10 protein-coding genes and 3 tRNA genes are annotated in these 14,891 nt (G+C 72.3%); 4 read left to right on the forward strand and 9 right to left on the reverse strand.

Annotation, left to right across the window (positions count from 1 at the left end):
• Positions 1–5: 5 nt before the first annotated feature.
• The 4 genes from IF19_RS0128320 to IF19_RS0128335 form a co-directional block, all read right to left on the reverse strand.
• Positions 6–1,271 (reverse strand): MFS transporter, encoded by a 1,266-nt coding sequence (locus IF19_RS0128320; RefSeq protein ID WP_030278034.1) that lies wholly within the window; start codon positions 1,269–1,271, stop codon positions 6–8.
• A gap of 321 nt (positions 1,272–1,592) precedes the next feature.
• Positions 1,593–1,666 (reverse strand) — tRNA-Ile (locus tag IF19_RS0128325).
• Positions 1,667–1,902: 236 nt separating this feature from the next.
• Positions 1,903–1,975, reverse strand: a tRNA-Asn gene (locus IF19_RS0128330).
• Between the two features lie 5 nt (positions 1,976–1,980).
• A tRNA-Asn gene (locus IF19_RS0128335) sits at positions 1,981–2,053 on the reverse strand.
• A 182-nt stretch (positions 2,054–2,235) separates the two neighbouring features.
• Between IF19_RS0128335 and IF19_RS0128340 the strand changes: the two genes are divergently transcribed.
• The 4 genes from IF19_RS0128340 to IF19_RS0128355 all read left to right on the forward strand — a co-directional run bounded on the left by IF19_RS0128340 (position 2,236) and on the right by IF19_RS0128355 (position 7,993).
• Positions 2,236–2,541, forward strand: a complete 306-nt coding sequence (locus IF19_RS0128340) for a hypothetical protein (protein WP_030118269.1) — start codon at positions 2,236–2,238, stop codon at positions 2,539–2,541.
• Between the two features lie 58 nt (positions 2,542–2,599).
• Positions 2,600–4,051 carry an FGGY family carbohydrate kinase gene (locus tag IF19_RS0128345; RefSeq protein WP_030191131.1) on the forward strand — a complete coding sequence of 484 codons (1,452 nt, stop codon included), beginning with the start codon at positions 2,600–2,602 and terminating at the stop codon, positions 4,049–4,051.
• A 280-nt stretch (positions 4,052–4,331) separates the two neighbouring features.
• The gene (locus IF19_RS0128350) at positions 4,332–6,065 is read left to right on the forward strand and encodes an ABC transporter ATP-binding protein (RefSeq protein ID WP_030118266.1); all 1,734 of its coding nucleotides are present in this window, start codon (positions 4,332–4,334) and stop codon (positions 6,063–6,065) included.
• Complete coding sequence (locus IF19_RS0128355) at positions 6,065–7,993, forward strand: ABC transporter ATP-binding protein (protein ID WP_030120146.1); 1,929 nt, start codon at positions 6,065–6,067, stop codon at positions 7,991–7,993. Before IF19_RS0128350 ends, IF19_RS0128355 begins: the two co-directional genes overlap by 1 nt.
• Positions 7,994–7,999: 6 nt before the next feature.
• Here IF19_RS0128355 and IF19_RS0128360 read toward each other — a convergent pair whose 3' ends face one another.
• The 5 genes from IF19_RS0128360 to IF19_RS0128380 form a co-directional block, all read right to left on the reverse strand.
• Positions 8,000–9,091 carry an RNA polymerase sigma factor gene (locus IF19_RS0128360; RefSeq protein ID WP_030118263.1) on the reverse strand — a complete coding sequence of 364 codons (1,092 nt, stop codon included), beginning with the start codon at positions 9,089–9,091 and terminating at the stop codon, positions 8,000–8,002.
• A gap of 208 nt (positions 9,092–9,299) precedes the next feature.
• Positions 9,300–11,228, reverse strand: a complete 1,929-nt coding sequence (gene dnaG, locus IF19_RS0128365; protein ID WP_030118262.1) for a DNA primase — start codon at positions 11,226–11,228, stop codon at positions 9,300–9,302.
• A 94-nt stretch (positions 11,229–11,322) separates the two neighbouring features.
• Positions 11,323–12,582, reverse strand: a complete 1,260-nt coding sequence (locus tag IF19_RS0128370) for an NAD(P)/FAD-dependent oxidoreductase (RefSeq protein ID WP_030278036.1) — start codon at positions 12,580–12,582, stop codon at positions 11,323–11,325.
• A 138-nt stretch (positions 12,583–12,720) separates the two neighbouring features.
• Positions 12,721–14,079, reverse strand: a complete 1,359-nt coding sequence (locus tag IF19_RS0128375; RefSeq protein ID WP_030118259.1) for a deoxyguanosinetriphosphate triphosphohydrolase — start codon at positions 14,077–14,079, stop codon at positions 12,721–12,723.
• 52 nt (positions 14,080–14,131) lie between these two features.
• Positions 14,132–14,891: sirohydrochlorin chelatase (locus tag IF19_RS0128380; RefSeq protein WP_030120144.1), on the reverse strand; the 760-nt coding region annotated here is incomplete at its 5' end.

Below are 14,891 nucleotides of genomic sequence, written 5' to 3' on the forward strand. Positions count from 1 at the left end.
CGCGCTCACGGCTGCGGGTCGCGGGCGTCGTAGCGGGCGAAGGCGCGCCACTTGAGCGCGAGCAGGGCGACGCCGGTCACGCACAGGACGCCGCCGCCGGTGACGGCGACGGCGGGCGAGGCGAGGTCGGCGACCGAGCCCGCCAGGAAGTCCCCGAGGCGGGGCCCGCCCGCCACGACGACGATGAACACGCCCTGGAGCCGGCCGCGCAGTTCGTCGGGGACGGCCGCCTGGAGCATGGTGTTGCGGAAGACCATGGAGACGGTGTCGGCGCACCCGGCGAGGGCCAGGAACAGCAGCCCGAGCCAGAGGTTGCGGGTCAGCCCGAAGACGGCGATGGCGGCGCCCCAGGAGCCCACGGCCAGCAGGATCGCGAGCCCGTGCCGCCGGATTCGGCCCAGCCAGCCGGAGAACACCCCGCCGAGCAGCGCGCCCAGGGCCGGTGCGGCGACGAGCAGTCCGGTGGTCCGCGCGTCACCCCCGTACCAGAGGACGGCGACGACCGGGAAGAGGGCACGGGGGTGGGCGAGGACCATGGCGCACAGGTCGGTGAAGAAGGTCATCCGCAGATTGGGCCGGGTCCCGAGGAAGCGCAGCCCGTCCAGGACGGAGGCCCGCTTGCGCGCCTCTCCGTCCTTGCGGTCGGGCAGCATCGAGGGCATGCGCCACATCGCGTACAGGGAGGCGGTGAAGCAGACGGCGTCCACCGTGTACGCGGCCCGGTAGCCCCACCAGCCGACGATCAGGCCGCCAAGCATCGGCCCGACGAGGGTGCCCGTCGTACTGGTCATGGTGGTCAACGCGTTGGCGGCGGGCAGCTGTTCGGCCGGGAGCAGCCGGGCGATCATCGAGGCGCGGGCGGGCGCGTTGAGGGCGAAGCAGACGGCTTGGAGGGCGACGATCGCGTACAGCAGACCGACGTGCTCGACACCCACGAGGGCCGACGCCACCAGGACGACGGAGAGGGTGAACGACCCGAGGGCGCTGAACAGTCCGAGCTTGCGCCGGTCGACGGTGTCGGCGACGGCCCCGCCGTAAAGCCCGAACACGATGAGCGGCACGAGCGAGCAGAACCCGATGAGCCCGACGGAGAACGCGGACCCGGTGATGTCGTAGACCTGGAGCGAGACGGCCAGCGCCGTCATGCCCTGCCCGATCCAGGACACGGTGTTCCCGAACCAGAGCCGCCGGTAGGCGGGCGAGGTCCGCAGGGGCGTGAGGTCGGCGAGTATATGGGTGCGTCGTGCACGCGGTTCGGCTGTTTCGGTCACAGGGGATGGTAGCCGCGCCCTTCCGACCACGGGACGCCAGGCATCCGATCACAGGGGCGGACCGGCTCCCCCGGCACCGAGCGGCTTCCGGCATCCGCTTCCCGTACGGGCAAGGAGTCGCCAGACGGCCCTGTCCTCGTCCCGGCCACCGGGCGGTACCGGGACATCGGAATAAGCCGAACGCCCTCCGACCGCGTCACCCACCAGTAGGCCGCGCGCCGTCGGCCCGCCATTCCTCACGTCCGCCCGGCACCGCCGCGCACGAAATACCCCCGAAAACACGTATCCCCAGGCCAGAACGATTCTGCCTGGGGAAGACGGTGGGGCGGGTGGGACTCGAACCCACGGCCGACGGATTATGAGTCCGCTGCTCTAACCGGCTGAGCTACCGCCCCGTTTCGGCGTGGCGCGTACATGTGTGCGCCCCGTCTGCCGCAGCATAGCCGGTCATACGATCTCTTGCTTCGGATGCTCGACTTCGCCTGATCTTGAGGACGGCGCTGCGTGCTGCCCGGTTGCGGTCAGGGCGAAGGACACCCCAACGAGTGATCGCGGGGCCCTCCCGCCGGGGTGGGAGGGCCGGTCCCGGCCAGACGCGAAAGAGGACCCCGCAGGGTCCTCTTCCGTTCCGCTCCCCCGACTGGACTCGAACCAGTAACCCTCCGGTTAACAGCCGAATGCTCTGCCAATTGAGCTACAGGGGATCGCGCTCCCCCGACTGGACTCGAACCAGTAACCTGCCGGTTAACAGCCGGCTGCTCTGCCAATTGAGCTACAGGGGATTGCTGCGTTGCCTCGAAATCGTACCTGCCTGGCGGCTGCCGGGCGGCGCGCGTTCGCTGCGACACATACATTAGCGCAAGCAGGGGGGTGCTCCGCCAATCGGTATCGCCCGGGGTGATCTCGGGTGCCTGCGGGTAGGCGGGCTGCACACGTCGCACCAAGCGTAGGAAGGGTGGCAGCCATGCGGTACCGGCTCACGTTCATCGCCGGAGTGGCCCTCGGTTACGTGCTCGGCACGCGAGCCGGGCGCGAGCGTTACGAGCAGTTGAAGAAGTCGGCCCGGCGGTTCGCGGAGAACCCCGCCGTCCGCAACGCCGCCGAGAGCGCCGCGCACAGCGGGCGGGACTTCGCCGGCAAGGCGTACCACTCGGTCGGCGACAAGGTCGGGGACCACGTGCCCGCCTCCGTCGCCGAGCGGGTCCGGTCGCTGCGGGACCGCAGCAGCCGCAACGGGCTGGAGGACGACTGGGGGACGACCAACACCTGAGCCGGGTGGGGCGCGATGTGAGTTCCGGGATGGTCCGCCGGTGCGGCAGAATCTTCGTATGGGCATAGTCGCGGGGTTGGACAGTTCGTCCGCTTTCACTCACATCGTCGTCTGCGACACGGACTCGGGCGCCGTGCTCCGCGAGGGGTACGCCGCCCATCCGGTCGAGGCCAAGGCAGCCGAGGTCGATCCGCAGGCGTGGCTGCTCTCGCTCGGTGAGGCGGCCTCCGGCGGGCTGCTCGAAGGCGTGCAGGCCATCGGCGTCTCGGCGCAGCAGCACGGGCTGGTCCCCCTGGACCAGCAGGGCAATCTCGTACGCCCCGCCCTGCTCGGCAACGACCGGCGGGCGCAGGTCGCCGCGGCCGATCTCATCGACTCGCTCGGCGGGCGGCAGGTCTGGGCCGAGGCCGTCGGGGCCGTGCCGAGCGCCGCGCAGCCGGTCGCGAAGCTGCGGTGGCTGAAGCGGACCGAGCCGGAGAACGCCCAGCGGGTGGCCGCCGTGCTCCAGCCGCACGACTGGCTCGTGTGGCAGCTGCTCGGCCGGCCCGCCCGGCGGACCACGGACCGGGGCGCGGCCTCGGGCACCGGGTACTGGTCGGCCGGCTCCGCCTCCTACCGCCCCGATCTGGTGGAGCTCGCCCTCGGGCACTCCGCCGCGCTGCCCGAGGTGCTCGGGCCCGCCGAGTCCGCCGGGATGACGCCCGAGGGGCTGCTGATCTCCGCGGGCACCGGCGAGACCATGGCCGCCGCCTTCGGGCTCGGGGTCTCCGTGGGCGACGCGGTGGTGTCGCTGGGGGCCTCCGGTTCCGTGATGGCCGTGCACCACGAGGCGCTCGCCGATCCGAGCGGGATGATCACCTCGTTCGCCGACGCCACCGGGATGCACCTGCCGGTCGTCCACGTCTCCAACGCCGTACGCGCCCTGCGCGGGACCGCTGAGATGCTCGGCCTGGACGGGCTGGAGGAGTTGTCCGCGCTGGCCCTGAAGTCCACCCCGGGGGCGTCGGGGCTGGTACTGCTCCCCTATCTGGAGGGTGAGCGCACCCCGCAGCTCCCGCACACCGCGGGCACCCTCTGCGGGCTGCGGCGCGAGTCGATGAAGCCGGAGCATCTGGCGCGGGCCTCGTTCGAGGGCATGCTGTGCTCGCTGGCCGACGCGCTGGACGTGCTGCGCGGGCGGGGCGTGGAGGTGCGGCGGGTGTTCCTGCTGGGGGCCGCCGCCGAACTGCCCGCCGTGCAGGCGCTGGCCCCGGCGGTGTTCGGCAGCCAGGTCGTGGTGCCGCAGCCCGCCCAGTACGCGGCGATCGGCGCGGCCCGGCAGGCGGCGTGGGCGCTCGGGGTCTCGCAGGGCTCGCTCGATCCGCGTACTCCCCCGGCCTGGCAGGGCGCGGCGGCCCAGGTGCTGGAGCCCGGCGACGAGTTGGCGGTGGGCGGCGCGGTGCGTCAGCAGTACCGGGCGACCCGCGAGCAGATCCACCCCGGGGCCTTCGGGGGCGTCCACTCGGAGTGAGGCCCGGGTGAGGCCGGAGTGCGGCCGGTGTGAGGCCGGGCGGGCGGGCCTGCACCGGGTCCGACCCGGGCGCGGGAATCGGGCGGGCCTCCGCCAGGTCCGACCCGGGCGTGGGAATCGCACGGGCCTCCGCCGGGCCTGACCCGGGCTCGGGAATCAGGTCCGGCCAGGGCTCGGGACCCAGGTTTGACCCGGGCTTGGGAATATCGGTTCGCCCTCGGAGTACGGCGTACGCGAAACTGGGTCGGCCTCTGCCTGCCGCCGATTCCGAGAGACACGCGTGCTCATAAAACTCCTGCGGGTCCATCTGGCCCCGTACAAGAAACCCATCGCGCTGCTGGTGCTGCTCCAGCTGCTGCAGACCTGCGCCACCCTCTATCTGCCCAGCCTCAACGCCGACATCATCGACAACGGTGTCGTCACGGGTGACTCCGGCTACATCCTGGAGTTCGGCGGCCTCATGATCGCCGTCAGCGTGCTCCAGATCCTCTGCAACATCGGGGCCGTGTTCTACGGCGCCCGTACGGCCTCCGCGCTCGGGCGCGACGTGCGGGCCGCCGTCTTCGACCGGGTGCAGTCCTTCTCCGCCCGGGAGCTGGGGCGGTTCGGGGCCCCCTCGCTGATCACCCGGACCACCAACGACGTCCAGCAGATCCAGATGCTGGTGCTGCTGGCGTTCACCCTGATGGTGTCGGCCCCGATCATGTGCGTCGGCGGCATCATCATGGCGCTCGGGCAGGACGTACCGCTCTCGGCGGTGCTGCTGGCGGTCGTGCCGGTGCTGGGCGTCTCGGTCGGCCTGATCGTGAAGAGGATGCGGCCGCTGTTCCGCACCATGCAGGAGCGGCTGGACGGGGTGAACCGGGTGCTGCGCGAGCAGATCACCGGCAACCGGGTCATCCGCGCCTTCGTCCGGGACGGGTACGAGGAGAAGCGGTTCCGGGGCGCGAACACCGAGCTGACCGACGTGTCGGTGGCGACCGGGCGGCTGATGGCGCTGATGTTCCCGACCGTGATGACGGTGGTCAACGTGTCGTCGGTCGCGGTGGTGTGGTTCGGCGCCCACCGCATCGACAGCGGCGGAATGCAGATCGGCGCGCTGACCGCGTTCCTCGCCTATCTGATGCAGATCGTGATGGCGGTGATGATGGCCACCTTCATGTTCATGATGGTGCCGCGCGCCGAGGTGTGCGCCGAGCGCGTCGAGGAGGTCCTGGGGACCGAGTCGAGCGTCGTGCCGCCGCTCGCGCCCGTCATGGAACTGCGGCGCCACGGGCATCTGGAGGTGCGCGGGGCGGAGTTCCGCTATCCGGGTGCGGAGGAGCCGGTGCTGCGGAACGTGGACCTGGTGGCCCGGCCCGGGGAGACGACCGCGGTCATCGGGTCGACGGGCAGCGGGAAGTCCACGCTGCTCGGGCTCGTACCGCGGCTGTTCGACGTGACGGACGGCGCGGTGCTGGTCGACGGCGAGGACGTGCGGACGCTCGATCCGGCGCTGCTGGCGAGGACGGTGTCGCTGGTGCCGCAGAAGCCGTACCTGTTCTCGGGGACGGTGGCGACGAATCTGCGGTACGGGAACCCGGACGCCACCGACGAGGAGCTGTGGCACGCGCTGGAGGTGGCGCAGGCGAAGGAGTTCGTCGAGGCGCTGGAGCACGGGCTGGACGCGCCGATCGCGCAGGGCGGCACCAATGTCTCCGGCGGTCAGCGGCAGCGGCTCGCGATCGCGCGGACGCTGGTGCAGCGGCCGGAGATCTATCTGTTCGACGACTCGTTCTCGGCGCTGGACTACGCGACCGACGCGGCGCTGCGGGCGGCGCTGGGCCGGGAGACGGCCGGGGCGACCGTGGTGATCGTGGCGCAGCGGGTGTCCACCATCCGCGACGCGGACCGGATCCTGGTGCTGGACGAGGGCCGGGTCGTGGGGTCCGGGACCCATCACGAGCTGATGGACGGCAATGAAACGTACCGGGAGATCGTGCTCTCCCAGCTGACGGAAGCGGAGGCCGCGTAATGGCCGGTCCGGGCGGACGGATGATGGCCGGGGGCGCGCCCACCGACCGGTCGATGGACTTCAAGGGGTCGGGCAAGCGGCTGCTCAAGCGGTTCGGGCAGGAGAAGGCGTCGCTGTACCTGATGCTGGCCGCGGTGGCGGTGAGCGTGGCGCTGTCGGTGGCCGGGCCGAAGATCCTCGGCATGGCGACCGACCTGATCTTCGCCGGTGTCGTGGGGCGCGGGATGCCCGACGGGACGACGAAGGCGCAGGCGATCGAGGCGCTGCGGGCGGACGGCCGGGGGTCGATGGCCGACATGCTCTCGGGCGTGGACTTCACCCCGGGCGAGGGCATCGACTTCGGGGCGGTGGGGAACGTCCTGCTGGTGGCCCTGGCGATCTACGTCGGGGCCGGGCTGCTGATGCTGGTGGCGACGCGGGTGTCGATCCGGGTGATCAACCGGATCGTGTTCCAGCTGCGGGAGGACCTCCAGACGAAGCTGGCGCGGCTGCCGCTGTCGTACTTCGACCGGGCCAAGCGCGGTGAGGTGCTGAGCCGGGCGACGAACGACATCGACAACATCTCGCAGACGCTCCAGCAGACGATGGGCCAGCTCATCAACTCGGTGCTGACGATCGTCGGCGTGCTGGTGATGATGTTCTGGATCTCGCCGCTGCTGGCGCTGGTCGCGCTGGTGACGGTCCCGCTGTCGGTGGTCGTGGCGACGCAGGTCGGCAAGCGGTCGCAGCCGCAGTTCGTGCGGCAGTGGCGGGTGACGGGCACGCTCAACGCCCATATCGAGGAGATGTACACCGGGCACACCCTGGTGAAGGTCTTCGGCCGGCAGGAGGAGTCCGCGCGGGACTTCGCCGAGCAGAACGAGGCGCTGTACGAGGCGGGGTTCAAGGCCCAGTTCGCCAGCGGTCTGATGCAGCCGCTGATGTTCTTCATCTCCAACATCAACTACGTGCTGGTCGCGGTGGTCGGCGGGCTCCGGGTCGCTTCGGGCGCGCTGTCGATCGGTGACGTGCAGGCGTTCATCCAGTACTCGCGGCAGTTCTCGATGCCGCTGACGCAGGTCGCCTCGATGGCCAACCTGATCCAGTCCGGCATCGCGTCGGCGGAGCGGGTCTTCGAGCTGCTGGACGCCGAGGAGCAGGAGGCGGACCCGGAGCACGGGGAGCGGCCGGAGGCGCTTCAGGGCCGGGTCTCGCTGGAGAAGGTGTCGTTCCGCTACGAGCCGGACAAGCCGCTGATCGAGGGCCTGTCGCTGAGCGTGGAGCCGGGGCAGACCGTCGCGATCGTCGGTCCGACCGGTGCGGGCAAGACGACGCTGGTCAATCTGCTGATGCGGTTCTACGAGGTGACCGGCGGGCGGATCGCGCTCGACGGGGTGGATGTGGCGCGGATGTCGCGGGCCGAACTGCGGTCCTCGATCGGCATGGTGCTCCAGGACACCTGGCTGTTCGGCGGGACGATCGCGGAGAACATCGCGTACGGCGCTTCGCGCGAGGTCACCCGGCAGGAGATCGAGGAGGCGGCGAAGGCGGCGCACGCGGACCGGTTCATCCGGACGCTGCCCGACGGGTACGACTCGGTGATCGACGACGAGGGCACCGGTGTCAGCGCGGGCGAGAAGCAGCTGATCACGATCGCGCGGGCGTTCCTGTCCGATCCGGTGATCCTGGTGCTCGACGAGGCGACCAGCTCGGTGGACACCCGGACCGAGGTGCTGATACAGAAGGCGATGGCGCGCCTGGCGCACGGGCGTACGTCGTTCGTGATCGCGCACCGGCTCTCCACGATCCGGGACGCGGACGTGATCCTGGTGATGGAGAACGGGTCGATCGTGGAACAGGGCACGCACGAGCAGCTGTTGGCGGCGGGCGGCGCCTACGCCCGGTTGTACGCGGCGCAGTTCGCGGAGGCGTTGGCCGAGGTGGACTAGTCCGGATCAGTCGAGGTAGCCGCGGAGTTGGTCGGCGAAGGCGTGGTCCCGCAGCCTGGTGAGGGTCTTGGACTCGATCTGGCGGATGCGTTCGCGTGTCACGCCGAAGATCCGTCCTATCTCCTCCAGGGTGCGGGGCCGCCCGTCGTCCAGGCCGTAGCGCAGCTGGACCACCTTGCGTTCGCGTTCGCCGAGGGTGGAGAGCACCGCCTCCAGGTGTTCGCGCAGCAGCAGGAAGGCGGCGGACTCGACGGGCGAGGGGGCGTCGCCGTCCTCGATGAGGTCGCCGAAGGAGACGTCGTCCTCCTCGCCGACGGGGGCGTGCAGGGAGACCGGCTCCTGGGCCAGGCGCAGGACCTCGGTGACCCGCTCGGGCGTCAGGTCCAGCTCGGCGGCGATGTCCTCGGCGGTCGGCTCGACGCCGCGTTCCTGGAGGAGCCGGCGCTGGACGCGTACGACGCGGTTGATCAGCTCCACGACGTGGACGGGGACGCGGATGGTGCGGGCCTGGTCGGCGAGGGCGCGGGACATGGCCTGGCGGATCCACCAGGTCGCGTACGTGGAGAACTTGTAGCCCCGGGCGTAGTCGAACTTCTCGACGGCCCGGATGAGGCCGAGGTTCCCCTCCTGGACCAGGTCGAGCATGGTCAATCCGCGTCCCACGTAGCGTTTGGCGACGGAGACGACGAGGCGGAGGTTGGCCTCGATGAGCCGGCGTTTGGCGGTGCGGCCCAGGACGACGAGCCGGTCCAGGTCGCCGGCGAGGCGGGAGTCGAGGTCGGGGGTGCCCGCGAGGCGTTCCTCGGCGAAGAGCCCGGCCTCGACGCGGCGCGCGAGCTCGACCTCCTCGGCGGCGGTGAGCAGCGGGATGCGGCCGATCTCGCGCAGGTACTGCCGGAACAGGTCGGAGGTGGGGCCGCCGGAGTCCGCGCGGCTGCGGGGGTCCGGGGGGTCGGGGAGGTGCGTCGCTTCGACCATGACTGCCTCGGGGGCGGTTCCGGGCGGGCCGGTGGTGGTCTCCGGGTGGTGCAGGGCCCTGTGCTGCGCCGGGATGGCCGCGATGGGCTCGGTCGTGGTCGTCACGGTCCGGGTCTGCACGGGGGCGACCTCCAGGTGATCGCTGCCGGATGACGGGGGTGGAGGTCGGTCCGGGCGCGGGTGTCCCCGTGCGGACCGGCGTGCTCCGTTGCCTCAGACATTCCCCAGTGTGGGGTACGACACACGGCTGTCACGAGGGGCGTGCGAGGACTTTCTGATTCCGGTCCGTCACCGGACGGTTACCGGCCCGGCGGGCCGGCGGGCCGGTTCAGAGCGCGGCGGCGCCGTGGGCGCGCAGGGTCTGGGCGTACTGCTGGAGCACCCAGACCTCGTTCTGCGCGGCGGCCAGGTCCTGGGGGGCGACGTTGGTGCCGAGGCGGGCGAGGCTGCTCTGGACGTCGGCGATACGGCGGTCGACGGCGCGCAGCCGTACGTGGACGAGGTGCATGCCCGCGTAGGTCTCGTCGATGGACTTGCCGTGGAAGACCTCGACGGCCAGTTCGGTGACGAGGTTGCGGACGGTGTTGTCGGGGGCGGCGTCCAGGACCGCGCCGAGGTAGGCCCGGTCGTCGACGACGCCCTGTTCGGCGCCGCCCGCCTCCTCGATGCACTGGCGTACGGCGGCGTAGGGCGGGGCGGTGAACTCGTCCACGCCGTAGGCGTCGAAGGCCGGGGAGACCAGGGCGGGCTTCTGGAGGGCGAGCTTGAGCAGTTCGCGCTCGGTGCGGTGGGCGGGGCTGCGGAGGTTGAGCGCGGGGCCGGAGAAGGCGGGGGCGGGGGCGGTCTGCTGCGGGGCGCCGCCGCGCGGGCCGCGGCCGCCCTGGGGGCCGCCCCGGCCGCCGCGCTCGCCGTGGTCGCCGCCCTTGTCGCGGGCCCAGCGGGCGAGCTGGGCGACGCGGCGGACGACGAACTCCTGGTCGAGGATGCCGACGAGCCCGGCGAGCTGGACGGCGACCTCGCGCTGCACGCTGCTCGTCTTGATCTTGGCGACGACGGCGGCGGCCTCGTCGAGGGCGGCGGCGCGGCCGGCCGGGGTCTCCAGGTCGTAGCGGCCGACGATCTGGCGCAGCGCGAACTCGAAGAGCGGGGTGCGCGGCTCCACGAGGTCGCGTACGGAGTCGTCGCCCTTGACGAGGCGCAGGTCGCAGGGGTCCATGCCGTCGGGGGCGATGGCGATGTAGGTCTCGGCGGCGAACTTCTGGTCGTCCTCGAAGGCGCGCAGGGCGGCCTTCTGTCCGGCCGCGTCGCCGTCGAAGGTGAAGATCACGCGGGCGCTGCCGTTGTCCATGAGGAGGCGGCGCAGGATCTTGATGTGGTCGTTGCCGAAGGCGGTGCCGCAGGTGGCGATGGCGGTGGTGACCCCGGCGAGGTGGCAGGCCATGACGTCGGTGTAGCCCTCGACGACGACGGCGCGGCTGGCCTTGGCGATGTCCTTCTTGGCCAGGTCGATGCCGTACAGCACCTGGGACTTCTTGTAGATCGGGGTCTCGGGGGTGTTCAGGTACTTGGGGCCGTTGTCGTCGTCGCGCAGCTTGCGGGCACCGAAGCCGACGATGTCGCCCGCGGTGTCGCTGATCGGCCACATGAGCCGGCCGCGGAAGCGGTCGATGGGGCCGCGCCGCCCGTCCTGGGAGAGGCCGGAGGTGATCAGTTCCTTGTCGCTGAACCCCTTGCCGCGCAGGTAGCGGGTGAGGTGGTCCCAGCCGGCCGGGCTGTAGCCGACCCGGAAGTGGGCGGCGGCGTCCTGGTCGAAGCCGCGCTCGGCGAGGAACGTCCGGCCGATCTCGGCCTCGGGGCTCTCCAGGGCACGGACGTAGAACTCGGCGGCGGCCTGGTGGGCCTCGATCAGCCGGATGCGTTCGCCGCGCTGGTGGGAGGGGTTGTAGCCGCCCTCCTCGTAGCGCAGGGTGATGCCCGCCTTGGCGGCGAGGCGCTCGACCGTCTCCGAGAAGGAGAGGTGGTCGATCTTCATCACGAAGGCGATCGTGTCGCCGCCCTCCTGGCAGCCGAAGCAGTGGAACAGGCCCTTGGAGGGGCTGACCTGGAAGGAGGGGGACTTCTCGTCGTGGAAGGGGCAGAGGCCCTTGAGATTGCCGCCGCCCGCGTTGCGCAGCTGGAGGTACTCGGACACGACGGAGTCGATCGGGACGGCGTCCCGTACCGCCTTCACGTCGTCGTCGTTGATCCTGCCAGCCACGGGTGAAGTCTACGGGGGGACGCGGACGGCCGGACGCGGGGCAGCCGCGGGCCCGGGGTGCGGGCCGTGGCCGCCCGCACCCCGGCCGTACGTCTCAGAGCAGGGAGTCCAGCGGCACGGACGGGTCGCCGAGGGCTTCCGGGTCGAGCTGGCGGCGGCCCCGGATCAGCTCCTGGATCGTCTCGGTGACATCCCACACGTTGACGTTCATCCCGGCGAGGACGCGGCGGTCCTTGAGCCAGAACGCGATGAACTCCCGCTTCCCGGCGTCGCCCCGGATGATCACCTCGTCGTAGGAGCCGGGCGGGGCCCAGCCGGAGTATTCGAGGCCCAGGTCGTACTGGTCGGAGAAGAAGTACGGCACCCGGTCGTACGTCACGTCCTGGCCGAGCATGGCGCGGGCGGCGGCCGGTCCGCCGTTGAGGGCGTTGGCCCAGTGCTCGACGCGCAGCCGGGCGCCGAGCAGCGGGTGGGAGGCGGCGGCGACGTCCCCGGCGGCGTAGATGTGCGGGTCGGAGGTGCGCAGCGAGGCGTCGACGGCGATGCCGCCGCCCTGGGCGCGGTCGGCCGTCTCCAGTCCGGCGGCTTCGGCCAGCGCGGTGCGCGGGGCGGCGCCGATGGCGGCGAGCACGTCGTGGGCGGGGTGCTCCTCGCCGTCGTCGGTGCGGGCGGCGAGCACCATGCCGTCCTGGCCGGTGATCTCGGTGAGGCGGGCGCCGAAGTGGAAGCGGACGCCGTGCGAGGCGTGCAGCTCGGTGAAGATCTGGCCCAGCTCGGGGCCGATGACCTGGTGCAGCGGGGTGGGCTCGGACTCGACGACGGTGACCTCGGCCCCGTAGCCGCGGGCGGCGGCGGCGACCTCCAGGCCGATCCAGCCGGCCCCGGCGATCACCAGGTGGCCGTTGTCGCGGCCGAGGGCGGCGAGCACGTTGCGCAGCCGGTCGGCGTGGGCGAGGCGGCGCAGGTGGTGGACGCCGGCCAGGTCGGTGCCGGGGATGTCCAGGCGGCGGGGCTCCGAGCCGGTGGCCAGGAGCAGCTTGTCGTAGTGGATGACGGTGCCGTCGCCGAGCTGCACGGTCCTCGCGTACCGGTCGAGGGCGGTGACCGGCTGGCCGAGGTGCAGCTCGATGTCCGCGCCCGCGTACCAGGGGCGCTCGTGGGTGAAGACGCTGTCGCGTTCGGCCTTGCCCTCCAGGTAGCCCTTGGAGAGCGGCGGCCGTTCGTAGGGGTGGTCGCGCTCGTCGCCGATGAGGATCACCCGGCCGGTGAACCCTTCGGCGCGCAGCGTCTCGGCCGCCTTCGCCCCTGCGAGTCCCGCTCCGACGATGACGAACGTCTGGTCTGCGTCGACCACGTGATGCCTCCTCAGTGCTGTGCTGCGCTACGCCCCCACTCCCGCGAGCGTCCCGCACGCGGCGTGATGGCGAAAGAGGGTGTGTCCCGGACGGTCCACACCCGGTGGTCGGTTGCCCGGCCCGTTCCAGTCTGCCGGTCAGCCGCGACGGGCGGTGAGCGCGGCGTGCAGGGATCGTGCGGAGGCGTCGGTCAGGGCGGCGATCTGGTCGATCAGGACGCGCTTGCGGGCGTGGTCGTCGGTCGCCTGGTCGAACAGGGCGCGGAAGTGCGGCTCCAGGCCCTCGGGGGCGCGGGCGGTAAGGGCGGCGGCCAGTTCGGCGATGACGACGCGCTGGTCGGCGCGGAGGGCCTCCTGTTCGGCGCGCTGCATCACGTACCGGTCGGCCACCGCCTTGAGCACCGCGCACTCGTGCCGCACCTCGCGCGGGACGACCAGTTCGGCGCCGTACCGGCCGAGGCGGCCGGGGCCGTACACGGCGCGGGTGGCGGTCTCGGCCTCCAGGCAGAACCGGCCGATGAGCTGGCTGGTGGCGTCCTTGAGGCGGGCCTGGGCCACGGCGGAGCCGTCGTAGCCGTGCGGCCACCACTCCTGGTCGATGAGCCGGTCGAGGGCGGCGGCCAGCTCCTGCGGGTCGGTGTCGGCGGGGACGTAGCGGCCGATGGCGACGGCCCAGATCTCCTCGCGTTCCGGTTCGGCGTAGAGGCAGTTGGGGTCGATGTGCCCGGCGTGCAGCCCGTCCTCGAAGTCGTGCACGGAGTACGCCACGTCGTCGGACCAGTCCATGACCTGGGCCTCGAAGCAGGTGCGGTCCCCGGGGGCGCCCTCGCGGGCCCAGGAGAAGACCGGGAGGTCGTCGGCGTACACCCCGAACTTCACCGCGTGCGGGTCGGTGGGGTGCGCGCCGCGCGGCCAGGGGTACTTGGTGGCGGCGTCCAGTGCGGCCCGGGTGAGGTTGAGGCCGACGCTGACCAGGTCGCCGGTGCGCGGGTCGTGGACGAAGCGCTTGGGCTCCAGGCGGGTCAGCAGGCGCAGCGACTGGGCGTTGCCCTCGAAGCCGCCGCAGTCGGAGGCGAAGTCGTCGAGCGCCTGTTCGCCGTTGTGGCCGAACGGCGGGTGGCCCATGTCGTGGGCGAGGCAGGCCGTCTCCACCAGGTCCGGATCGCAGCCGAGGACCGCGCCGAGCTCGCGGCCGACCTGGGCGCACTCCAGGGAGTGGGTGAGCCGGGTGCGGGGGCTGGCGTCCCACATGGGGGAACGGGTGCCGGGCGTGACGACCTGCGTCTTTCCGGCGAGGCGGCGCAGGGCCGCGGAGTGCAGGACCCGGGCGCGGTCGCGCTGGAAGGCGGTGCGGCCGGGGCGCTTGTCCTCCTCGGTGTCGAACCGCTGGGTGTCGGCGGGGCCGTAGGGGCTCGCCCCGGCGCCGCTCCGAGTGCCGCGTGCGCCGAGTGCCGGTTCTGTTCCGTGTGCGCCCTGTGTGCCCTGTGTGCCGTCCATGGTCCCGACAGTAGCGACCGGGAGCGACGACGTGGCCGAGCGGGCCGGGATGTCAGGCGGAAGCGAGCAAGGTCACCGTGTCGGCCGGGGCGTTCGCGGACAGCGCCCGGTCGTAGCGGTGCAGCACGAGGCGGGCCGTCGCCGGGTGGTCGCCGAGCGGAGCGGCGGCGCGGTGCGGTACGGCGGCGGCGCAGGCGCTCGCGAAGCGGCCGGGGGCGGTGAAGTACGAGGCGACGAAGGCGCGGTGGCGTCCGCGTGCGGCGAGCGCGCGCAGGGCGGCGGGGACGGTGGGCGCCGCGGCGGAGGCGTACGCGGGCACGACGGGGACGCCGAGGCGCGCGGCGAGCAGGCGGGCGCTGCGCCGGGTGTCCCGAGCGGAGTCGGGGTCGCGGGAGCCGGCGGCGGCGAGGACCACGGCGGTGCGCGGGTCGCCCCGGTCGGCGGGGGTCCATCCGGCGTCGAGGAGTCGCTCGTGCAGCGCCTCGACGAGCAGGGGGTGCGGGCCCAGGGGCTCGGCGATCCGGGTGCGTACGGCGGGGGCGGCGGCCGTCGCGGCGGGCAGGTCGCGCTTGACGTGGTGGCCGCGCCCGAGGAGCAGCGGGACGAGGACGGCGTCGGCCCCGCGCAGGCCGTCCAGGGTGTCCGGGAGGAGCGGCGCGTTCAGTTCGATGTGGGCGAGGCGGACGTCGAGGCCGGGGCGCAGGTCCCGTACCCGGTCCAGGAGGGCCCGCACGGTGCGCGGGGCCCGCGGGTCGCGGCTGCCGTGCGCCACGGCGACGAGGACGGGGGCGGGGGTGGGGGTGCCGTACGGG

The sequence above is a fragment of the Streptomyces californicus genome (genome assembly GCF_000717645.1).
In the GTDB taxonomy this organism is placed as follows: domain Bacteria; phylum Actinomycetota; class Actinomycetes; order Streptomycetales; family Streptomycetaceae; genus Streptomyces; species Streptomyces californicus.

What these genes read in the sequence shown, in the direction of transcription:
- IF19_RS0128340 (WP_030118269.1), top strand. Translation starts at nt 2,236, where the DNA reads ATGCGGTACCGGCTCACGTTCATCGCCGGAGTGGCCCTCGGTTACGTG.
- IF19_RS0128345 (WP_030191131.1), top strand. Translation starts at nt 2,600, where the DNA reads ATGGGCATAGTCGCGGGGTTGGACAGTTCGTCCGCTTTCACTCACATC.
- IF19_RS0128355 (WP_030120146.1), top strand. Translation starts at nt 6,065, where the DNA reads ATGGCCGGTCCGGGCGGACGGATGATGGCCGGGGGCGCGCCCACCGAC.
- IF19_RS0128375 (WP_030118259.1), bottom strand. Translation starts at nt 14,079, where the DNA reads ATGGACGGCACACAGGGCACACAGGGCGCACACGGAACAGAACCGGCA.